The sequence below is a fragment of the uncultured Vagococcus sp. genome, assembly GCF_963518325.1.
In the GTDB taxonomy this organism is placed as follows: Bacteria; Bacillota; Bacilli; order Lactobacillales; family Vagococcaceae; genus Vagococcus_D.
Genome location: NZ_CAUQJB010000037.1, coordinates 1 through 21,863 on the forward strand (window position 1 = coordinate 1; position 21,863 = coordinate 21,863).

Here is a 21,863-nt window from a genome sequence, read left to right on the forward strand (position 1 = left end):
AAAGTCACACTTTTTGATACCTCACAATAATTTATTACCACTCCAAGCCTTGCTATAAAGCAATTTCACATTTTTCGATTATTTTGCTTTCTTATTTTAAATTGTTGGCTATTTTCTTAAAAGTGACAACTTTTGATACCTTTGATTGTTTTATTGCAACCCTAGTCATCGATACAACAGCATTCTGATTTTTCTATTCTACATACGGCCTTCTCTTATTGATCAGTACATCGTCGTATTAAACGTGACAGGCTTTGATACGTTATCAACCCTTTTAGGGACCCTATCCTCTTATCGGTCGCGATGTTCATACTTTCTGTTAATGACTCCTTCTACTTCCAAAATTGTATAGTCCCATTTTTTTCCACCAGATTTTTTGAGTCAACCTGTTATCCCGTCTGACCTGGACTATCAACTGAGAGGCTGACTCTAGTCCTTTTGGTATCGCTCTTTGACCATTCTGACCTCCGCCTTTCTTTTTTCTCTTGCTTAACACTCCCCTAACCCTTGAGATAGTTTGATAAAATAACAAAAATAACTCTTACCCTGAAATCGGAACTTTTTCAAAAAAACTTTTTTTTGATTTAAATAACGCGATTCCCTCACAAAAATATTAGTAGTTTAACTTCTCCTACTCCCATTGCTTAGTGAAGAATAAGTCTGGTATCAACCTCTTTGCGTTAATTTTTCTTGGCATTTTTTTAAATTTACACACCTGTTTTTGACTTACCTTTTACCTTATGTATACATTAAGAACAAGGGTCAATAGTGGATTATGAGTAAACTCTTAGAATTGTTTTTTTCGGGCTCTTTTAATAACAAACGACCGCAGCTTATTCTACGGTCGTTGTACTCTAACTCTTCTTAAAATGAACATCAGCGACCTCTTTTACGGTAATTCCTCCTGTCAGAATTGCTCTTCCTCATTATAAGTTACACATCTGGATAAGCGGCACTAATCTATTAGTTCTGTACCTTTTTCCGTGCTCCTAACGTTTCAAGTTGACTTTCCAAAAAACTTGTTTGCTTTTTAAAATCATCAAAAAAGACGCCAAATAGTTGCGAAATAGCATGGTATTGTTGGATAATTTCTTTTTTATTTAGAGGCTTTTTGCGTTGATCAGCAAAAAACGTCGCGAATAACTCCAAGATGCTTCCCCATGATTGTAGTTTTTCTAAGGTTTCTTTGGTGGTATAGATATCTTGATAGATGATGCTTTTAGTCGGCTGATTGTTTTTCGTGAGTATGTCCCTTCCTCTTTCTTCCATTTTTTTGTCCTCCTTTGACTGGGCCTTCTTTTTCATCCTTAATGATGGTTCTGCTCATCACTAATCATCCTTGATTCTCGGTATAAGTAAGTCCATTTTAACCTCCTTTCTCCCTTAGCCCTCCAACGCACACCAACCTTTCGATTTAAAGGTAGCCCAAATAAAAAATAAAAACGAGTCATCCACAGACGCTTCATCGCGACCTGTGACTGCTCGTTTGGAGTTAGACAAATAGACCTAACATACCGCTGTTTTTTGCCAGAGGCTTGTCGAAAAAGACTAGCACAATCCACAAAAATTAAGTACAATAGATATGTTAGTAATTCTTACTAACTGGCAACTTTGAGTATCAGGTGAGACTGACGCTTAAGGGCTTCTCAGAAAGGGTCGGTCCAATCTGAGAAGTGCCATTTTTTATTTGGTTGGTTTTTCACTACCTTAACACTCCCATTGTAAAGGGTTACAACTAGATTAGTCAAGTGAAAATGACGAACAATTGACATTATTTTAAATTAGAGGTTAATATAGCCCTCATAATTTTTTAACACTAAAAAACCTTCTCTTACAATGAAGAAAAGGTTCACAGCTAAACACCTAATTTTTCTTTTAATGCCTCAACTAGAGTAGCCGAAAAAGCAATCCCTTCTTTTTCTGCCATTTTATTTAACCAGTCAGGCATTGTCAATGTCTTTTTTATCACTTTAGAATCTCGAATGTACTGGGTATAATCAACTTGAATTAATGCGGCAAACTGATTGTACTTCAACGTGTTATTAATATCTGAAATAGACGATTGTTTAGGGAAAGGCTCTTCATCCTCAATCCGATAAGCCAACATTACGCCTAACACTTCTTGAGCATTTATCATGGTTTCTTCAATATTATCTCCCTCTGTATAGGCATTTTCTACATCTGGAAAATGGACCGTATAACCGCCTTCTTCTGCTTCTTGTATGACAGCCACATATGTCTTAAGCATCATTATCCCCCCTCATTTAGAATAGTTTCATGCCTTTATAATACACGTGCTACACGTGTAAATCGAGTGAGAAAAACTATTTTAAACCGGCGCTTTTTAGAATGCTGCGTTCTGTCCCTTTTTTCAATTCCTTATGAAACGGAACTACGATAGGTCTAAATCCTTTCTTTTTCACAGCATACTTCCATCGGTATTTTATCTTATCGTTTGGATCCACAATCCATTCCATTAATCCCACACCGTTCTTACCCGTTTAATATAACTATGAGTCATGATAATTAAGATAAAACTGACTAAAGCTAGGGGAATTTGAAAAATGGACAATGCGAGTTTGACATTCATATAACTCCCGTAACTAATGACATTTATTTGCCCAATCCCCCAACTAGCAAACCAAATTAACCATGCTTTTCTTCTTAATACACTTTTTGACAAGCTCTTCAGTAATAGAAGGGAGCAGACACATTGGATAAGCAGCACCAACATAGATGTTTTGGTACTCACCCACGCTCCGTTATAAGTCACGGTTGAGACTCTTAAAAATAGTGCTAATAAACTTAGGAATATGGTTGAACCAAGCTGAACCACCGCTACCCTTTTAATCATTTGTTGCAAAGATGAATTTTCTTCGACAGGTTTTCGCATACTCTATAGATCCTTTCTTTTTTTCCCAGTATATTCAATCGCTCTACAGCTATGAATCTTCAACTCATAGTTACCTGGAGACATCTCTTGATTTTCGTATCGATCATTTCCAAAATCAATAAGGTCAAGACGCCCATGATTCACGCTGAGCTCATCATAAGCATCCTTAGTCGTCCTTAAAAACCCTGTAAAATAATCTTTTTCCAATAGTGACAATGTTACATTCATCTCTACGTCTTTAATTGGGCTATCGGTTCTATTAATCAAAACATAATCCAACACCATCGATTGATCATTAATCACTAATTTATTAGGAATAACAACTAATTCATTCATTGGTAGTTCATTCTCTTTTTTTTCTAAATACTCTCGCCAACTGCTTAAATACTTCTCATCCGTTACTATTTGTTGGTAGTTAGTTGACTCTACCAAGTATTTAGCCCACTCTATTTTAATAGCCATCGCGATCTCCATTCCTATTGTTACTCATTACTATTATTAACTTTCTCACCGTTAATTTCTAAATCTTTGATTTCAAAAGTTATATCTTCGCCTTTATTTTGCTTCAATTGATCTAAAAATTCAATTGGCGCATCTGCAGAAAAGCTTCTTACAATGATTCCATTCGTTGGTAGTGCTACAAAATTCTCTCCTTTTAAATGAATGGTTCCGAATTCACCTGTCTGAGGTACATTCTTAAATATCGGTCTAACAGTCATTGCTAACTCTTCCATAGTTTCTTGAGATGTATTTATGAAAAATACCCCTAACGTATATCTTTCCTCCTCTGGGGAATAGTTCATTGCGTATGTTAGTATATTAACCTTTAATGATTTGTCTATTCTATCCTTAACTTGTAGAACATTTTTTTCATAAAAGTTACTTTCTATAAAATTTTCAATGTCTTGTTGAGATTGTTTATTCTCTTCCGTTAAATACACAGTGTACTCATCCACTTGGAACCCATTCTCTATGGCATCTTCTTGTTTTTCAGTTAAACCAGTTATCTCACTGCTATTTGTGATTGTAGTTTCGTATTTTTCACTTTCTTTATTATCTAGTTTTCCACATGCACTCATTAACAGTACCATTAATAATAGACTCGTCATCCATATATTTACTTTTTTAATTTTCAATTAACTTCCCCCTTACAAATGATTACATATCCACATTAATATCAATATGTTGCAATTCCCATGTTTAAAGGGTGAAAAAACCATTTCCATCAAACATGTAAATATCCAGTTGGTTTTTCAAACATTCGACAGCCTTCAATATTAAGGGAAGTTCTCTAAAAGCCAAGTACCCCGGATAGTATGGGACAGTTATTCGATCAGCAACCGATACTTTTTCAATAACTTCCTTAGTCAAATAATTAATGACAACAATTGAGCAAACGCCATAATCCTTGTTTTCCTCAGACCAATATGCCAAATCGACACCTGTGAGTAGCTTAACTTCTTTTAGATCAAAGTGAGTATTCAAAGATATTTGAGTGCGCCATCGTTCCTGTTCTTGTTTGTATCTCTTAATTTCTAATTCCATATTATTATCCAAATTTTTTTGCCATCAATAAATCAAACTCAGTCGGCTCTTTTTTTTCATCAATAATAGTTCCCTTTTCATCGTATTTTGTATAAGTCATTAGAAAACCAGCAATTCTTTCTTCTTCCACTTCTAATTGTCCATTTTCATAATAACTGTATTGTTTACCTTGAGCAGCACCATTATCCAGATTACTGATACTTTTCACATCACCATTAGGATAAAAATCCACTACTTCTCCTTGTTTTATCCCTTCAGATACGAACATATAAGATTCTATGTTACCATTTCCATAAACTTCATATGCCAAACCTGTAAATTCTATTTCTTCTCCATTTTCACCGTATCTGACTATCGACAAACCATGTAAACCACCATATGTTAAACATTTTTCGAAATTAACACCATTTTGAAGCACATAACTTTTTGATAATATGCTATTTTGCATGTTTGACTACCTCCGATATCATTTCAAATCCATTCAGCAAATATGAATAGTGTAAACACTCTTCAAACCATACCCCTGCTGGAAGTTTATCGCTTCCACTTCTCTACTATTTTTCTCAGAATTTTTAGACACCAAACCTCTACGCTTAAAACTAACGGCTTTATTCTAGATATTTGAAAGTTCTTAACTATCTGATTAAATGTGCTAGACTTTCTCGACTAACAGAGCGTTATTTCCAAATTTCTTTTCCAACTTTTGCCCTAGAAATAAAATTATCCAAAGCTTCTTCCTTAGACTCAAATCCACTTATAAACACTGGCACTGCACGCTCGTCTGTCCCAAAAACATCATATCGGCCAGAAGCTTGATTATACCTAATAACCATTTCTCTTTCTGAAAGAGCTCCTTCTCTAAATAGATTTACTCTTTTCAGTCCTTCAATTTCAATGGTTTCTCTTGCGTGTTCTTCGTTCATATTATCCATGCCTTTCTATACATCTTTAATGACTGCTAGATAGAAAAAAACGTAAATCTATCCGCCAAAGACAACTATTTTTTTTGAAGTTCTTGACAATCTTATTTCTGCCATCAATGACGATATTGATGGCAGAATAAAACAATTAATTTTCACTCTTTTTTGATTCCCTCATCTCGTCATCTCTGTTTTCATCACCTTCTTGATACTCTTCAGACATAATATAATCTATATCTTCGTCTGTAAGTGGGCTACCATGAGACACTGGATGACCATTTGGATCTAACATATCCATCACTTTTTTATCTTGATCAGAGACAATAAACGTGAAATCTTCCATCAAAAATGGATTTGGGGGCAAATCTACTTGTACTCGCCAAGCAGGTTTGATAATATCTTTACTTCTGTCTTCTTTATTTATTTCAAAAGTGTACGCTTCATCATAAAACAATCTATTTTCTATGTCCTCATTAACAATTCCGTCAGACTTTGATTTTTTATGGTACTCTTTGGCAACTTTGATGACTTCTTCTGGTGTTAATATCGTCTCAACTTTTATATCCTTGATACGTTGATAGTGCCTAGGAAAATCATCTTTTTCAAATTGAAGATATTCTTCAAATTCTTTATCTGTCATATTTTTAAACTCTTCCTCACTCATTAAATCATATTTATCTGCCAAAGCTAACGCTCCTTTTCCAGGCCTATTTAGGGATTAGCTAATTTGAACGCTCTTCTCGTTTTTTGTTCTCAATTTCTTTCCAAACATAATCGTATTTGTATTGACGAAAAAGTAAGAGTAAGGCTGCTACTATTAACAGTATATTAATAGTGCCAATACTGTAGAGAGTATCCGTTGTTATAACCTTTTTCGCTGTAAAACCAACGGAAATAGTCCCAATTGCCACTAACCACGCCCATCTTTTTTTGGGCCTATTACTTTGCTTGATTGTGACAAACATAGTCACTATAAATTGAGCTGTCAGCAACACCCAGAAAATAAGTTGTTCGCTTCCACTAAAAAAATAGAGGTTCTCTTGACGCACACCTTGATAAACATTCAGTAACGTTGACATAATTTGGAGTACAATAATTGGCGTCGTTATTTTTTCAATATAAGCCTTTCCCATTCCTTACCTCTTTCTTAGTTAATCATGATTTATTATCTTAAATAGCCATAACAAGTTAGCAAAAATATCCCTAACTGATACTTAAAATAAACTAGTTATTATTTACTTATTTTTCTCGGAATAGTGAACAATGATATTCTTGATCTCTAAACTTTTGAAATGTTCCCCGTTATAAAAATTTTCTACCTCTTTTGATAGTTTTGTTTTCGGATAAATATCAACAAATAATGGAGTAATGGTTTTAGCTGGGATTACTCCTAGCTCATCTTTAGTAATGCTAATTGAATTAGTGAAATCCTCTTTAATTCCCGCGGTTTCAAAAGTAAAATCTTGTGTGAAACTAATGGACTCAATACTCTTATCAGTGTTATTTGAAATAAAATAAAATAAAATAATTCTATTCGCTACTGTGTCTGTATATCCACCTGTTAAAGTAAAATTTATTTCATCACCGATACTACTCTCTATTTCTCCAATTTGTCTATAGTAATGCTCTTTTTGATACTCTACAATTCCTGCATGGATTTCGTCATTTTTATAGATTTCGGGAAAATTAAAATCAAATTCACTAACATTTCTTTTAATCGTTTCTTTTTCTTCTGTTGAACTCATTTTCTCCACCCCCTCTACACTACTACTCATTGTATTACTACTTCGTTCGAAATCCTCATTTGCACTGGGGACATCTTGGGACATTTTATTATCGCAACCCACTAACGCTATAACCGCAGCAAATAATAATGTATATTTCATCATTTTTTTAATCCTCTCTAAAATTCAAAATCTTGTAATGAGGATGACTCTAAACTAGTCGTTTCAACATTACCACTTATTTTTCCGCCAACTCCAGCGGATATCCCCGCTTCTACAGTAACTTTATTCTTACTTATCTCTGCATTAGCTGTTACACCAACGCCTATATTAGCCTCGGCTTTTACAGATACAGTTTTATCAATACTCGGAATCTCAACTCGTACTATATCACTTTTAACATCAATGAAATTGAAATTAGCAGACATTTCCACACTCCCTTTGATACGCACCTCTTGAATTGAGCCTGTTGCTGATATCTCACTATCCACTTTTCCAATACTGACTTCAGTATTACTAATACCTGTTATCGTTCCATCAGCATTAGACTGAAGTAATTGCATCGCAATAAATTCAATCGCTGCACTTCCCGAATAGCTGGCACTAGCTACATCTTTAATACTTGATCCCCAATTCTCATAACATGAATAGCATGCAACGTTAGTCTCTTAAGTACTTCACGATTGTTTAATCACTCCATCTTTCGAAAATTTTCTTTTTAATCTAAAAAGAAAAAGTTCAATCTTAGTCCAACCTTCAACACACTATTTAGTTGAAAGCTAGGTAAAATTGAAACATACAACCTATAGACATCAGCGTCAGTTAATTTTGTTTTGGATACTCTTTTCGATTCATTTTAAATAAAATTTTCCCTTCTAACGGCCTATCTTCATCATTTGGCTTAATAATTACGGCTTCATTTTCATTTTCTTTTTCAGGGTAAACCAAAATAAAATTTTCATCGTCAAGTTTAATTTTATAATACTTCATTCCATTTTCAGTCCCTACACCGACTTGTTTTAGCGGATGCTTCGTCTTCTCATAGATTAAGTTTTTTTCATCAATAGTTATTATTACCTCACTATTAGTTCCATCCAAGGCAAACCATTCTCCTTGATAATCATCTGAAACGCTGCAGCCTACTAAAAAAAGTGCCAGTACTATCAATGATGCTACGTATATATATACTTTATTCTTTTTCATCAACTTCTCCTATTGAATTTATTTTCAACAACTCAACATCTTCTAATCGCCCTTCAATATCACTATATTTAAAGTTTTTATCACTCTCTAACCCCCTAACAGGTATCTCTAAATGGAATAAACTTCCTGTGCCGCTTTTAAGTCGACCAATAAATTCTTGCGGAAAATCAAGAGTTGCTACTGCAATTTGTGCATCTTCATACTTGAATTTTAATTTCAACTTGGCTTGAATTCCAATTATATCCTCAACTGTTGGATTCACTATGACTCCCCTTACTAAAATAGTCCTTTTCACATGACAATACTGACCGTTCAGAAAAACAAAATTGATCGTATTCTCTTCATAATCAAATTTTACATCATCAAAAAAGTCTTGTATCTCTTTTACTTCATCTACAACTGCTTGAATATTTAGTTGTTCTTTATGAGAGTCAAATAGACCTATCTTAATTTCTTTTTTCATAACCCAGCACCCCTTTATTTAATTTAATAATTTGGCAATAGAGTTACCTAAAGAATTTATACTCGACTCTATGCTCCCCATAATTCCTTTAGATGATAATATTTTATTTTCATACTCAGTTTTTTTATTTCTCAACTCATCCAAATTGTTATCTATATCTGTAATTATTGTTGTATAGCCACTGTTAACTAATCCACTTTTTACTGGTTTTTGATAATCGTCTGTTAACTAATCCACTTTTTACTGGTTTTTGATAATCGTCTGTTAATAAATTACCTTTCCAATAAACATGATTTTCAGATACAAATGTTTTGACGGTTTTTTTTTGTTCTGTCATTAACTTCTTTTTTTCTTTCATTGCTTCATAAATTTCGGCAATATCGTCAACTTTTTTTTGATACTCTGTTACTTTTCCTCTTTCAACTTCTAAGTTTTTTCTATAATTTCGAAGACTCTTATTTAATTCTTCTAGTAGTCCCATTATATAGTTAGTCTTTCTCATTAGCTTCTATAACAAATTATTAGTGAACTAATTAACTCAAATTAGAATTAAAGTAATCACAGAAAAATTAAAAGATGAATAGTTGTTTATGACAGAATACTCAAGATAAGCATCCAACTAGTTTTACCTCTCTTTTTATAGCTGAAATATGTCGTGGCTGATGCTGATAACCCCAAATAAAAGGTACTAATTGTTTTTTTAATAGTTCTTACTTTTCAGCAGCTTTAGAATAGGTTGACACTATTTCTTAAACTAATCTTTCATTCTCTCCATCTTTTATTAATTCAGAAATATCCAGATTAAAACTTTTAAATCTCAATTTGCAATAAAACGTCATAAATGTCCACGATGTTCCGACATAACTCACACACCCCAAAAATATAAGTAGTGACCCCATAAATCCAAACATTAAGCTATTACTAGGGATTAAACTTTTAATAATAAAAGGGACTGATATTGAGGATAAAATTAATATTGGTGTTAATATCTTGCCGACTAGTTCATTTTTAATCATTTTTTCTGAAGCCCTGCTATCTTCTTGATAGTTTCCTTTTATCGCATTATTTCGAAAAATAAAAAATGAGATAAATAATGCGATTACGCCTACTGTATTAGATATTCCAAAAACTAAGGTACGATACTCATCATATGATTTAATGCCATCCGTACTACTAAAAAATGTTGCTCCCCCCATTATAATAAAACAAAATGAAAATAATAAAGTATTAATATTAAAAATGAGGTACTGTATTTTAGGAAATTTCGTGTACAGCCATTTGAAGCTAAATAATGTAACTATGACAATATTACTAACAATACCGATTGCCAATATGTGAATTATTTGCTCATTAAGAATCAATGCTGGCGCCATGAATAGGGACATTCCCCCAGCAACAAATTGGGCAAAAATAATTCCTCTGAATAAACTTCCCAAAGCTACTGGAGTTTGTCTACCTGATAGAATATTTAATTTAAATGTATAAAAATAACTATCGTCTAATTTATTCATAGTTTCTTCATCCTTTCTTTTTCCAAAATAGCCACCTATCTGATATCCAAGTAATCTGTAACTAAGCACCGTACACTGCTTTCTTGATTTCAATTGATAGTGTCAACTTTTACTCCATTGATTGCTAATTCTTCAATTTCAAACGATAAGTCAGTTACTTGATTTTCCTTCAGCAAATCAAAATAGTCATCGTACGGAGATGGGGATTTCATATTAAATGCTTCTTGATTTTCGTATCGATCATTTCCAAAATCAATAAGGTCAAGACGCCCATGATTCACGCTGAGCTCATCATAAGCATCCTTAGTCGTCCTTAAAAACCCTGTAAAATAATCTTTTTCCAATAGTGACAATGTTACATTCATCTCTACGTCTTTAATTGGGCTATCGGTTCTATTAATCAAAACATAATCCAACACCATCGATTGATCATTAATCACTAATTTATTAGGAATAACAACTAATTCATTCATTGGTAGTTCATTCTCTTTTTTTTCTAAATACTCTCGCCAACTGCTTAAATACTTCTCATCCGTTACTATTTGTTGGTAGTTAGTTGACTCTACCAAGTATTTAGCCCACTCTATTTTAATAGCCATCGCGATCTCCATTCCTATTGTTACTCATTACTATTATTAACTTTCTCACCGTTAATTTCTAAATCTTTGATTTCAAAAGTTATATCTTCGCCTTTATTTTGCTTCAATTGATCTAAAAATTCAATTGGGGCGTCTGCAGAAAAGCTTCTTATAATGGTTCCATTCGGTGGTAGTTCTACAAAATTATCTCCTTCTAAGTGTATCGGTGTAGCATCTCCTGTCTGAGGTACATTCTTAAAAATCGGTCTAACAGTCATTGCTAGCTCTTCCATAGTATCTTGAGATGTGTTTATGAAAAATACACCTAATGTATACCTTTGCTCTTCTGGAGAATAGTGCATTGAATATGTTAATATATTGATTTTTAAATCCTTATTAATACTTTCTTTTACTTCTAATAAGTTCTTTTCAAAAAATTCATTTTCTAAGAACATGTTAACATCTTGTGGCGATTGCTTATTTTCCTCAGTCAAATAAATTGTATAATCACCAACCTGGTAACCATTTTCTATCACATTTTTTTGATTTTCAGTTAGACTACTAGATTCATCGCTGCTCGTGATTGTGGTTTCGTATTTTTCACTTTCTCTATTGTTTTGTTTTCCACATGCACTCATTGACATTACCATTAATAATAGACTCGTAATCCATATATTTACTTTTTTAATTTTCAATTACCTTCCCCCTTACAATAATTACATACCCACATTAATATCAATTAACTCTGTACGTCCTCCTGAAATATTAATACCAATTAATCCAGCTCCAGCACCTAACTCTATGCCCTTCATTGACAAGTCAGCGGATACTAAAGATACAGATAATTCCGCTCCATAACGATATAAATCATCTTCACGAATGATAACCGGTATGGTTACCGAAGCTAAATTGGCACTAGCATTAATTCTATTGATTAAACATGGTTGAAAACTCATCTTCTATGTCGCCTAAATCTTCTTTAGAATTATCAATCACTTCTTTAACTTTTTCATACATTCCATAAACCTCATCAGGCTTTATTTCACCCTCATTGTTTATATGAAAATCCATTTTAATACCTAATTCTTCTGCATGTTCTAAGAGCCATTTACTTTTTTTCGCAGTTTCTTTCGTCGGAAAACAGATAAATAAAAGAGAATTATTACTAGATTGTCTTATACCAATCTGATAGTTAAACATGCTGACATAAAAAAGGGTTCTTATTCTAATTTCAACAAACGTTCTTTTATTTCTTGCTATATAATATCCCTCATCTACTTTAATCCCGCTAAAAGGACCACTTAACATGTAGCTGGGAACTATAGATGTCTCTTCTTCAACAGTCACCCTATCTAACTGATTCAGTACATGTTGACCAACATCAACCCGAGGAAGGTTATTGTTATATTCATAGTCGGTCCATTGACCTAAGTGGGCAAAGTATATAATAGTGAATGGCATACCATTCACTAGTTTTCCGATTGAAGGTAGATCTGGTGATTGGTAGGTCGTATCATATTTTTTTACATACTCTGGTGAAAGAATATCAACTTTACCATCTATTATTCCGTCTTCATAAGATAAATCACTAAAATGCGCATACCCCTTATCGATAAAACTTGTTGCATCCTGATAATAATTTAATAACTGAAGATATGACATCGATTTTTTATAGAACTCTTTCTCTAGAAAATCGAGTTCACCATAGGAACCCATATCTGATATACTTTTTATCAGTCTATCTATCTCTTGTGTCAACTTATCCGAATTATTGCCTAGAGTATTAATATAGTTAGCTAAGGTCTCAGCATTAGCATCTTTGGCAATAAACTCTAATAAATTTCCTGTCTTACCTTGCTCCAATTCAACGTCTGTTCTAGAACCTATCGAAAGCTCATCGCTAAAGGATTTTGCGACAACCTCTGTTTCTTTTTTTATTTGTTCTTGATTACTTACCTTTAGTTGATTAATATTAGCGCTTTGGTACCTTGCCAGAAAAAATATTAACATACCAATAAATAGCTTACTTTTGATTTTTTTCAATTCTTTTTCCTCTCTGTAAGTTCATCATTATCAAAAATCACTTGTTAAAGGTTATGACTTAGCTTACACAAAACCAGCACCTATTACTTTCTTCTTTTGTTAAATATCGAGTTTCCAATAACACATTTTTTTTATTTTTACCAAACTTCTCAAAATTAACAATTGGAGCAGGTGTTACATATTCCCAATCAGGTAAAGCATCCACTAGTAACTCGTTTTTTTTGATTTTATAATAGAGTCCACCTAAAATAAGTACAACCACCATCATTGCTATGATGATAACTAGTCTTTTCTTCCTTTTTATCAATGGATCACTTCCTTTATTTTGTTCTAACTTATTTCCACCCATTCAGCTGACAAAAGCGATTATATTTCTCAACATTTTTCCATCCTTAAAAAAACAATATCTTAACCTTAATTTAGCCAACAATCTATGATAGCATTGTTAGCTAAATAAACTTAAGCTTGATTGTTAGAGAGTCTCATTTCATTTACATGACTCTTCTTTATCATTTGCTTTAACCCGAGCCGCAACCACACACAAGAGAATAATCCCATTCAAATCATTGTGCTTAGTATAAGCAATCAATAATTAAACATTTTGAAATATCCTTTTCTGAATCAATTTATCCCATATCTAGGAGTTAATTGTAATTTGAGTATTCCAATACACCACTGTGCTATTTTCTATTGAAAAACCTCTTATAGAAAGGTATCTTTTCTTCACCTTTACGCTCTTCTATGTCGGAAAGTAAATGATGTACTTCTTCTTCTGGTGTCTCGAAAACTCTCGTTGCTCCTAAATATATTTCAACATACGTTTGATCACCTATTGATTTAAATACATTAAAAAATGGAGTTATTATAGTTAAGTCTTGCTCTCCAGCATATCTCAGCATCTCATTATATTTGACCTGAGACTCTTTATCGAAATCTCCCATTACTCGGGTCATAATCATTTGATCAATATATAAATATGATGAAAATCTAACATAATCATCATCAAAATTTTCAGGTAGCTTGTTTTCCTTAATTGGTGTATAAAAAGTCGCATCCATAATTTCATCGTGAATATCGCTGATAATCTCAAAAAAGAAAGGACCAATAGGTGTTAAATTAGCTTGTTCAAGTTTACTTTCATAAATTTTTAACGCCTCACCTATTTCTTTAGGATAAAAAGAATAGGTCTCCATATAAACATTTCTATACGCTAATTTTTTATTTTCAACAATCATCATTCATCACTTCCATTTATAATAGGCACAAAAATATCAAAGATATATTCTCCATGATACACTTCAGTTAAAACGAAGTACGCAATCTTTTTCACTTTTAAGTCATTTTCTTCTGCCACTAATTTTATTTCTTGATAGCGACTCTTAAAATCAAAATCTCCACCTACGAACCTTAACGAAAAGGCGTCTTCAACTAGAATATTAGAAACAAACGCAACATCGTCGTTATCCAATATTTCAATCACTTGATTCACGGGCATGTAAAAATCAAAATTCCCATATTCCTTTTCTCCATCTACTTCCTCTATTGAGAAAAAAAGTGGACCATTTTGATAAGTATCTATATTAAGCTCTGACTCTTTTAAAAAGGTTATTCCTCTTTCCCACTCGTCAATTTTCAATAAATCACTAACTCTAACTATATTAACCATTTCTAATGATGTTCTTTCTATTGCCATGGTATTCTCTTCCTTTTTTAATCCAGATAAGATTCTAAATAATCTATTGGAAATCTTTTTTTTAAATAAAAAATCATAAAATTTCTTGGAGCTAAATAAATAACTAGTAAAGCGCCGCTATAAATTACAACATTATAATACATCTCTCGAAAATCGTCAAAAAAGAAACGTAATATATAATTCAAAAGTATTGTTAATAGCACCAGTACGATTATTTTTTTTATTAAACCTCGATAAACTATTTCTCCATCCTCATAAAATAACGTTGACTTTGAGTTTTTTCTTGCATGTCCGATTCTAATTTTTTTTACTAAATTGTGACCACCTAAAATGAATACAGTGGCTACAGCAGTCATCATAATTAAAAGCATAAAATTTACTTGAGTAATGTTTAATATTTGCCCATCCCCAATTTTTTCTTCAATTAGTTTAAACGTAATAACTAAAATCATAAGAATTCCTAAAAGAAATGACGATGCTCCTAAAAGAAACGCTACATAAAATTCTTTAAATCTAGATTTCTTGATAAATGTGATTAAAATAGGTATCACACTAAAAAATAATAAGATATATCCAAGAAGCTTTACTGAATAATTATTGTATACACTAATATTTCTAAGTAATGTATTAAAGCATAGTACTAATATAGCATTACCTACCATGATCAAACGAACATTCACAGCTAACTTATCTAAAGTATATCGTCCACTTAGAATAGGTATGCTATATTGATAGAAGTCCTCCCTTGAATATTTACTTAAAGGCATTTCAAATCCCTCTTTTCTTTATTTAAAAATCTTTTTGGCCCAATTATTCACCGCCTTCTTGCCATCCTCTATTTTCTTACCACCTAACTTATTTAGAATGCCCCCACCTTTGTAGTCAATCAGCAAGAACGCCACGTCATAAGGATGGAAATTGACGGCTAAACTAATGATGTAACTTTGAACGATTTCCGATTTACCAGAACCAGTGGTCCCAGCGACCAACCCATGAGGCCCGTGGGCTTTTTCATGAAGGTTTAAGTTGACGATATCGTCTTTGCCACGTAAGCCTAAAGGAACGGCTAAACTCTTATGGGGCGAGTGTTCCGCCCAACGACTTAGGACATTTAATTCTTCAAAGCGCTCCACACCGTATAATTCCATAAAGGTCACGGTCTCGGGAATACTGCTCTTAAGATTTTGCAGATGATTTAACGGCGCCAACAAACGTGGCAGTTCCTCTTTGTCACAGTCCACTGGGAAATGATCCAGCTCAAAGGTGTCACTTTTTAGATTGCCTTCTTCTAAGACTAGTACCCCAGTATTGCGGTCGCGAATATCGATGACCGTCTTGACATTTTCCGACAAGCTACTCATGACGTCTTGGACAAAGATCACACTACAGCCCAATTCAGATGGGTCTTCTGTAAAGAATTCCATGATGACATGGTCGAGAATCAGTTTTTCATCCGTCACCATGACCACATAGTGAGGAGAAAAAATTGTGCTGTCTCGTTTGTTTTTTTCTTCATTTAAGGTATTTTGACGGTTTTTTAAGATTTGGTTTAAACTATTTAACACTTGGTCACGGCTTCGTTGGTTGTAAACAAACCCACGAACATTCATCTCCTGTAAGGAAGCGTGTGGCAACCAGCGCATCCATTCCCACTCTGGTAATTCTTCTTCTGGGAAAATCGTCACCAACTGTAAATCATGGTAGCTGTGGAACATCGCCAGCTGGTTAACTAATAGTTGCAGCTGTTCGATGACTAGAGGGCGAGGGCCGATATACCCCACAGGGCCATTCATTAAATTAGCGGTCGAAGGCATGCCGGTAATCGTCAAGCTCTTTTGATAAAGCTCAAAGCCACGCTCTTCTAAATCATCGCCTTTTTTCTCACGCTCAGCATTCGAGTACTTGATTTTACTTGAAGTCGCCACGTCCCCTAAGCCTAAACGGTAATACAAGAAATCAAAATGCAAGGGTGTTTTCTCGTAAATACGGTGGTTATAAGTTTTAGCTAAGACCGTTAACTCTTCAATCGATGGGTAATGATACAATTGCCCTGCTTTTTGTTCCTCATTTAATTCATGCATTTCAATTGATTTGAGGGTTAAGTATAATTCATAGCTTTCACGACTTAAGGGGGAAACTTTAACGGACAATATACATACATCATTATATCGTGAAACAGCTGCAAATAGTATCTTTTTAGGACTGAATTCTGGGCTTTTATTCAAAAAAAGAAGACAATCATTCAACTTGTATAGCACCGTGATTAACTCCTTTTAAATTCTCTATCTTTTGTTATTGAAGAACTCATAAAATGACTCAAAATAATTAGTTCTGTACCTTTTTCCGTGCTCCTAACGTTTCAAGTTGATTTTCCAAAAAACTTGTTTGCTTTTTAAAATCATCAAAAAAGACGCCAAATAGTTGCGAAATAGCATGGTATTGTTGGATAATTTCTTTTTTATTTAGAGGCTTTTTGCGTTGATCAGCAAAAAACGTCGCGAATAACTCCAAGATGCTTCCCCATGATTGTAGTTTTTCTAAGGTTTCTTTGGTGGTATAGATATCTTGATAGATGATGCTTTTAGTCGGCTGATTGTTTTTCGTGAGTATGTCCCTTCCTCTTTCTTCCATTTTTTTGTCCTCCTTTGACTGGGCCTTCTTTTTCATCCTTAATGATGGTTCTGCTCATCACTAATCATCCTTGATTCTCGGTATAAGTAAGTCCATTTTAACCTCCTTTCTCCCTTAGCCCTCCAACGCACACCAACCTTTCGATTTAAAGGTAGCCCAAATAAAAAATAAAAACGAGTCATCCACAGACGCTTCATCGCGACCTGTGACTGCTCGTTTGGAGTTAGACAAATAGACCTAACATACCGCTGTTTTTTGCCAGAGGCTTGTCGAAAAAGACTAGCACAATCCACAAAAATTAAGTACAATAGATATGTTAGTAATTCTTACTAACTGGCAACTTTGAGTATCAGGTGAGACTGACGCTTAAGGGCTTCTCAGAAAGGGTCGGTCCAATCTGAGAAGTGCCATTTTTTATTTGGTTGGTTTTTCACTACCTTAACACTCTTATTGTAAAGGGTTACAACTAGATTAGTCAAGTGAAAATGACTAACAATTGAAATTACTTCAACCGTTAGTCATCCGTCTCGTTTATGGCGTTAATTTGGCCATTTAATTATTTCCTGTATTTACTTCCATACCAAACCTCTTCTGGCACATTAAATTTCTGGCGAAAATTTTCGGAATATTTGTTGAGACAATACGCGTTTGTAACAGTCTTAATACTAAAAAATAAGGTTGCTTTCACCTGACTTTTCAGGTTGGTTGTATCTATTAGCCAACGATTCTGAAGTGAGTTTAGCACCTAAATAGATTTCAACAAACTCTTTTCCATAGTCAAATTTAGGGACATTGAAAAAAGGTGCATGTATTTCTAAATCATTTTCCGATACCATATTTAACAGTTCTTCGTAAGCTAACAGAGTATTTTTCTCAAAATCTTCTGTCACTCTTGTAAAAAGTAATTTATCTACAAAAAAATAGGAGAGAAAAGACATGTCGGCTCTCTTTTTATTAAGCCATGTTTCTTCAATTGGTACATGAATCTCAATTAACATTTCTTCATGTGTAACGTTACTTAAAACCGAATAAAACATGGGCGCTGCTTGAGTAAGTTTTTCTTTCTTGAGTTCACTTGTAAAATCAAGAAATGCCTCTTGCATATCATTAGCATAACCTTTATAAAATTTTGATACAACATTTCTATACATTATTTTTTGATTTGGAATAATCATTTAGTTATTCCCCCTTTATTTCCATAAATATATCAATAATAAACTCTTCGTAAACCTCTGTACACACACAATAGGCTTTTTTTTCTAGCTCGATCTTCTCTAGCTCAGCATATTTTTTTATTTTCTCTATAGCTTCTGTAAATTCTCCGGCTGAATCAGCCTGTCTCAAAACTAAAGCATCTTTAAGTTCCAGACTACTCACAAATGAAATTTCAGCTTCCTCAAGACCAATTTCCCAACTTATCGGCAAATAATATTCAAAGCTTTTTAAAGTTGGCTCGCCCTCAACTTCTTCAACCGAAAAGAATACTGGCCCAGTTTGATACAAACCTTCATCAAGCATATACGATTTTAACTCAATTATTCCATTAAACCACGTTTCTTCTTTTGCTACAGCTTTTATACTCAATAGGTTTTCCATAACAAAAGGTTGTCTATTTATTTTCATCATTTTTCGCCTCTTCATCTTTTATTAATTCAGAAATATCCGGATTAAAACTTTTAAATCTCAATTTGCAATAAAACGTCATAAATGTCCACGATGTTCCAACATAACACATACATCCTAAAAATATAAATAGTGACCCCATAAATCCAAACATTAAGCCATTGCTAGGAATTAAATTTTTAATAATGAAGGGTACTGATATTGAGGATAAAATTAATATTGGTGTTAATATCTTACCTACTAGTTCATTTTTAACCATTTTTTCTGAAGCTACACTGTCTTCTTGATATTTTCCATTTATAGCATTATTTCGAAAAAAGAAAAATGAAACAATTAAACTAATTATCCCGACAATATTGGCAAAAAAGAAAATTGGTAAACGAAATTCATCAAATGACCTTATACTATCTGTACCGCTAAAAAAAGTTTCACATCCCAATAAGATAGTGTAGAACGAAAAGAACATGATGTTAATATTAAATAGCATATATTGGCTCTTAGGGTATTTTTTATAGATAGTTCTATAACTAAATATAGCTAACAATACAATATTACCAAAAAATACTAACTTTAAAAAAAGAATTGCTTTACTATTCATTATTACTAGTGGAGCTAAAAAAAGCGCCATACTACCTAATATCCCTTGACCAACAATAATTACTCTAAGCAGATGACCAATTGCTACTGGAGTTTGTCTTCCCGATAGAATATTTAATTTAAAAGTGTAAAAATAGCTATCGTCTAATTTATTCACAGCTTATTCATCCTTTCTTTTTACCAAAAAGCCAATTTCCAACTGCCTGCGCGCCTTTACTAACACTTTGAACCGCTGTGTTAACTCCCGAAGTAATATGCTCGTTTATTGTTTTATCACCCAACTTGATGTTATCTTTCGCCCATGTTGCGCCAACACCTAGTACAAACCCCACAACAGTACCGACCCCAGGACATATTGCCGTTCCTACAGTCGTTAATGCTGATGTCATTGCAGAGTCAGCACCTATTTCAATAGCTGTATTGACTCCTGCCGCAACAACAGATTCCCCTGTATTAAGGCCTTGTACCTTAGCATCTTTATATTTATCCATCCCCGTAGCTCCCGCGCTAACGACGGATAAAACACCCAGTCCTTTGCCAAGTTTTCCGGCACTTTTGTAATAGGAGGGCTTCATCATGTCAAAAGATTCAGAAAACCCTTTAGCAGCCGCTTTTCCTACTGTTTTTGCTGTACTTGCATTAAAAATATTGAAATTCACTTTCTTAAATGCATCACGCGGTAATTTTTTCAAAATTTTGGCATCAAAATCCCCACCATTAAACTTTTCTCTAGCTAATACTCCCATCATATCCATAAAATTGTAATTACTAAATTTCGAGGAGAAGTTTTTCCCTTGTTCTCCAAGTTTCTTTATAAGTTGCCTCGTTTCCTTTGCACTCATTCCTTTAATCTTGGGGTCATCCATATGAGATACAAAATATGCCAAGGCTTTCCTATCTTCTGAACTCAAGGAATATGAAAATAAACCAGTTTTTACAAACTTTACTTTATTATAATTTTTTACAAAGGTCAACAACGCCTCTGCATATTCTCCCGCTTCAACCAAGCCTTCGCGACCTTTGCTAAACATTTTCAAATAATCAAAAAAGGTTTTATAATCTTTTTTATCATATTTAGCAATGCCACCTGAGCTGCCTGAAATGCTATCCATTTGGGATTGGGCTTGGTTTGTTGCATTTATTGAATTTTCTAACGATCCCACGTTCATTTTCGAAAAGCTGTTCAAACTAGTAAGAAGTTTTTCGCTAACTTTAGAAATTTCTTTGTATGCTTGGTTAGCACTTGTCATCGAAATACTACTGGCTGAAGAAATATCATTAATTTTTTTGATAGAGTCGTTTATTATTTTTAGTGAACTTTTCAATTTTGCTTTATTTGTCTTTATCTTCTTACCAAATGACTCTACATATTCACTTTTTATGATACAAGATGCTGAAGAATCTACCTCTGCATGAAACATCTCTACATTTGTCTTTAATTCAGTATTAAATAAGTCTATCACATCTTGGTAAGCTACACTAACATTTACATGGATATCATTAAGATATGATTTTGCCGCATCTGGACCTTTACCACCAAATGAATCCAGACTAGCTAAACTTTGAGTTTGTGATCTTGCATCAACCAACGAATCTCGTAACTTAGTAGACGAGGTTTCAAATTCACTTAAATAATCATTAACTTCTTCCATATTTACATTCGGCATTATTTACACGCCCTCTCGTTACTTATTATCTATATCAGCTTTTAAACTTTCATCTGTCGCTTTTATCTTATCTCCCATTTGCTTTACTTTTGAGACATCTGTTGCAACAGTTGATTGATATGTTTTTATGTTGGTTTCTAACGTCTCAACTAAAGTAGAGATAGACTTAAACGGGTTTATATCTGTAGTTGACAGTTCACTAGTCATCGAAAAAGTAATTGATGTATTGGCACTTTCCACTTGATTAATTTGATTAATAAAAACATCATAATTCAGTTCTACTTTTTTCTCCATAACGTCTCCTTTTATAAACTATTAATCGAGTTAATTAAATTTTGGACCACTGTTGCTTGAGAAGCAACTTTTGCTTCTGCACTAATCAAATCATTTTCAGCTTCTTTTTTTTCAGCCTCAATTGTTTCGACAGCATCATCCACTTTAGTTGCTATAGAACTTATATCTGACTTCAGATTGGCCAGTTCCACATTAACTTTATCAGCTTTTTCTCCAGACCAAGATGATGCGTCAATATCTATTCCATCCATAGAACTTTTCACCTGTTGAAATGATTCATTACCGGTATTAATTTCTGTCAGAGCCGTTGTAAACCTTGCTATTTTCTTTTTTAATTTTTCTACTTTTGCTTCTAAAGTTATTAAAGTACCTCTAGCACTAGTCAATTTTAAATTTAATTCAACCCTCTTAGCAGCTTTTTTCATCTCTTTGGCTAAATCATTATCGGAACTCATTCTGCCCTCTCCTTTTCAAATCA

32 protein-coding genes and 1 pseudogene are annotated in these 21,863 nt (G+C 33.5%); all 33 read right to left on the reverse strand.

From position 1 onward, the window contains the following. Positions 1-963: 963 nt before the first annotated feature. Positions 964-1,269: a hypothetical protein gene (locus tag RWN13_RS20325; RefSeq protein WP_314067518.1), complete on the reverse strand. Its 306-nt coding sequence runs from the start codon at positions 1,267-1,269 to the stop codon at positions 964-966. A gap of 586 nt (positions 1,270-1,855) precedes the next feature. After that, entirely contained in the window at positions 1,856-2,251 is a 396-nt protein-coding gene (locus RWN13_RS20330; protein ID WP_314067519.1) for a type II toxin-antitoxin system HicB family antitoxin, read from the reverse strand. A 73-nt stretch (positions 2,252-2,324) separates the two neighbouring features. Beyond that, positions 2,325-2,477 (reverse strand): type II toxin-antitoxin system HicA family toxin, encoded by a 153-nt coding sequence (locus RWN13_RS20335; RefSeq protein WP_314067520.1) that lies wholly within the window; start codon positions 2,475-2,477, stop codon positions 2,325-2,327. After that, on the reverse strand, positions 2,477-2,893 hold the full coding sequence (locus RWN13_RS20340) for a hypothetical protein (protein ID WP_314067522.1): 417 nt from the start codon (positions 2,891-2,893) through the stop codon (positions 2,477-2,479). Before RWN13_RS20340 ends, RWN13_RS20335 begins: the two co-directional genes overlap by 1 nt. Positions 2,894-2,896: 3 nt before the next feature. Beyond that, positions 2,897-3,355: a hypothetical protein gene (locus RWN13_RS20345; RefSeq protein ID WP_314067523.1), complete on the reverse strand. Its 459-nt coding sequence runs from the start codon at positions 3,353-3,355 to the stop codon at positions 2,897-2,899. A gap of 20 nt (positions 3,356-3,375) precedes the next feature. Then, positions 3,376-4,029, reverse strand: a complete 654-nt coding sequence (locus RWN13_RS20350; protein ID WP_314067524.1) for a hypothetical protein — start codon at positions 4,027-4,029, stop codon at positions 3,376-3,378. A 64-nt stretch (positions 4,030-4,093) separates the two neighbouring features. Next, a complete protein-coding gene (locus RWN13_RS20355; protein WP_314067525.1) occupies positions 4,094-4,438 on the reverse strand; it encodes an endonuclease V in 345 nt (114 codons plus the stop codon). Between the two features lie 4 nt (positions 4,439-4,442). After that, positions 4,443-4,886 (reverse strand): hypothetical protein, encoded by a 444-nt coding sequence (locus tag RWN13_RS20360; protein ID WP_314067526.1) that lies wholly within the window; start codon positions 4,884-4,886, stop codon positions 4,443-4,445. Positions 4,887-5,115: 229 nt separating this feature from the next. After that, positions 5,116-5,361, reverse strand: coding sequence for a hypothetical protein (locus tag RWN13_RS20365; protein WP_314067527.1), 246 nt, complete (start codon positions 5,359-5,361; stop codon positions 5,116-5,118). A 145-nt stretch (positions 5,362-5,506) separates the two neighbouring features. Beyond that, positions 5,507-6,043, reverse strand: coding sequence for a hypothetical protein (locus tag RWN13_RS20370; RefSeq protein ID WP_314067528.1), 537 nt, complete (start codon positions 6,041-6,043; stop codon positions 5,507-5,509). 37 nt (positions 6,044-6,080) lie between these two features. Continuing rightward, positions 6,081-6,491 (reverse strand): hypothetical protein, encoded by a 411-nt coding sequence (locus RWN13_RS20375; RefSeq protein WP_314067530.1) that lies wholly within the window; start codon positions 6,489-6,491, stop codon positions 6,081-6,083. A 102-nt stretch (positions 6,492-6,593) separates the two neighbouring features. Continuing rightward, on the reverse strand, positions 6,594-7,247 hold the full coding sequence (locus RWN13_RS20380) for a hypothetical protein (protein WP_314067531.1): 654 nt from the start codon (positions 7,245-7,247) through the stop codon (positions 6,594-6,596). Between the two features lie 14 nt (positions 7,248-7,261). After that, positions 7,262-7,645 carry a hypothetical protein gene (locus tag RWN13_RS20385; RefSeq protein ID WP_314067533.1) on the reverse strand — a complete coding sequence of 128 codons (384 nt, stop codon included), beginning with the start codon at positions 7,643-7,645 and terminating at the stop codon, positions 7,262-7,264. A gap of 259 nt (positions 7,646-7,904) precedes the next feature. Then, positions 7,905-8,285 (reverse strand): hypothetical protein, encoded by a 381-nt coding sequence (locus RWN13_RS20390; protein ID WP_314067534.1) that lies wholly within the window; start codon positions 8,283-8,285, stop codon positions 7,905-7,907. Then, positions 8,272-8,748 carry a hypothetical protein gene (locus tag RWN13_RS20395; RefSeq protein ID WP_209530860.1) on the reverse strand — a complete coding sequence of 159 codons (477 nt, stop codon included), beginning with the start codon at positions 8,746-8,748 and terminating at the stop codon, positions 8,272-8,274. Before RWN13_RS20395 ends, RWN13_RS20390 begins: the two co-directional genes overlap by 14 nt. Before the next feature lie 184 nt (positions 8,749-8,932). Further along, positions 8,933-9,229 carry a hypothetical protein gene (locus RWN13_RS20400; protein WP_314067536.1) on the reverse strand — a complete coding sequence of 99 codons (297 nt, stop codon included), beginning with the start codon at positions 9,227-9,229 and terminating at the stop codon, positions 8,933-8,935. 268 nt (positions 9,230-9,497) lie between these two features. After that, positions 9,498-10,259: a hypothetical protein gene (locus tag RWN13_RS20405; protein WP_314067538.1), complete on the reverse strand. Its 762-nt coding sequence runs from the start codon at positions 10,257-10,259 to the stop codon at positions 9,498-9,500. Between the two features lie 89 nt (positions 10,260-10,348). Next, entirely contained in the window at positions 10,349-10,858 is a 510-nt protein-coding gene (locus RWN13_RS20410; RefSeq protein ID WP_314067539.1) for a hypothetical protein, read from the reverse strand. Between the two features lie 20 nt (positions 10,859-10,878). Further along, complete coding sequence (locus RWN13_RS20415; protein ID WP_314067540.1) at positions 10,879-11,532, reverse strand: hypothetical protein; 654 nt, start codon at positions 11,530-11,532, stop codon at positions 10,879-10,881. A gap of 21 nt (positions 11,533-11,553) precedes the next feature. Then, positions 11,554-11,793, reverse strand: coding sequence for a hypothetical protein (locus tag RWN13_RS20420; protein ID WP_314067542.1), 240 nt, complete (start codon positions 11,791-11,793; stop codon positions 11,554-11,556). Beyond that, positions 11,765-12,880 (reverse strand): hypothetical protein, encoded by a 1,116-nt coding sequence (locus tag RWN13_RS20425; protein WP_314067543.1) that lies wholly within the window; start codon positions 12,878-12,880, stop codon positions 11,765-11,767. Before RWN13_RS20425 ends, RWN13_RS20420 begins: the two co-directional genes overlap by 29 nt. A 58-nt stretch (positions 12,881-12,938) precedes the next feature. Further along, complete coding sequence (locus RWN13_RS20430) at positions 12,939-13,187, reverse strand: hypothetical protein (RefSeq protein WP_314067544.1); 249 nt, start codon at positions 13,185-13,187, stop codon at positions 12,939-12,941. A 373-nt stretch (positions 13,188-13,560) separates the two neighbouring features. After that, the gene (locus tag RWN13_RS20435; protein WP_314067546.1) at positions 13,561-14,118 is read right to left on the reverse strand and encodes a DUF5085 family protein; all 558 of its coding nucleotides are present in this window, start codon (positions 14,116-14,118) and stop codon (positions 13,561-13,563) included. Continuing rightward, a complete protein-coding gene (locus RWN13_RS20440; protein ID WP_314067548.1) occupies positions 14,115-14,573 on the reverse strand; it encodes a DUF5085 family protein in 459 nt (152 codons plus the stop codon). Before RWN13_RS20440 ends, RWN13_RS20435 begins: the two co-directional genes overlap by 4 nt. A gap of 17 nt (positions 14,574-14,590) precedes the next feature. Beyond that, positions 14,591-15,340: a hypothetical protein gene (locus RWN13_RS20445; RefSeq protein WP_314067549.1), complete on the reverse strand. Its 750-nt coding sequence runs from the start codon at positions 15,338-15,340 to the stop codon at positions 14,591-14,593. 90 nt (positions 15,341-15,430) lie between these two features. Next, positions 15,431-16,693 (reverse strand): annotated as a pseudogene (locus RWN13_RS20450) (FtsK/SpoIIIE domain-containing protein); the annotation flags it as partial. Positions 16,694-16,898: 205 nt separating this feature from the next. Beyond that, on the reverse strand, positions 16,899-17,204 hold the full coding sequence (locus RWN13_RS20455; RefSeq protein ID WP_314067550.1) for a hypothetical protein: 306 nt from the start codon (positions 17,202-17,204) through the stop codon (positions 16,899-16,901). Between the two features lie 665 nt (positions 17,205-17,869). Next, the gene (locus tag RWN13_RS20460; protein ID WP_314067551.1) at positions 17,870-18,379 is read right to left on the reverse strand and encodes a DUF5085 family protein; all 510 of its coding nucleotides are present in this window, start codon (positions 18,377-18,379) and stop codon (positions 17,870-17,872) included. 4 nt (positions 18,380-18,383) lie between these two features. Further along, complete coding sequence (locus RWN13_RS20465) at positions 18,384-18,830, reverse strand: hypothetical protein (RefSeq protein ID WP_314067552.1); 447 nt, start codon at positions 18,828-18,830, stop codon at positions 18,384-18,386. After that, entirely contained in the window at positions 18,814-19,581 is a 768-nt protein-coding gene (locus tag RWN13_RS20470) for a hypothetical protein (protein WP_314067553.1), read from the reverse strand. Before RWN13_RS20470 ends, RWN13_RS20465 begins: the two co-directional genes overlap by 17 nt. A 7-nt stretch (positions 19,582-19,588) precedes the next feature. Then, positions 19,589-21,091 carry a T7SS effector LXG polymorphic toxin gene (locus tag RWN13_RS20475; protein ID WP_314067554.1) on the reverse strand — a complete coding sequence of 501 codons (1,503 nt, stop codon included), beginning with the start codon at positions 21,089-21,091 and terminating at the stop codon, positions 19,589-19,591. Positions 21,092-21,109: 18 nt separating this feature from the next. Next, entirely contained in the window at positions 21,110-21,385 is a 276-nt protein-coding gene (locus RWN13_RS20480; protein ID WP_314067556.1) for a TIGR04197 family type VII secretion effector, read from the reverse strand. Between the two features lie 11 nt (positions 21,386-21,396). Beyond that, entirely contained in the window at positions 21,397-21,840 is a 444-nt protein-coding gene (locus RWN13_RS20485) for a DUF5082 family protein (protein WP_314067558.1), read from the reverse strand. Positions 21,841-21,863 lie beyond the last annotated feature (23 nt).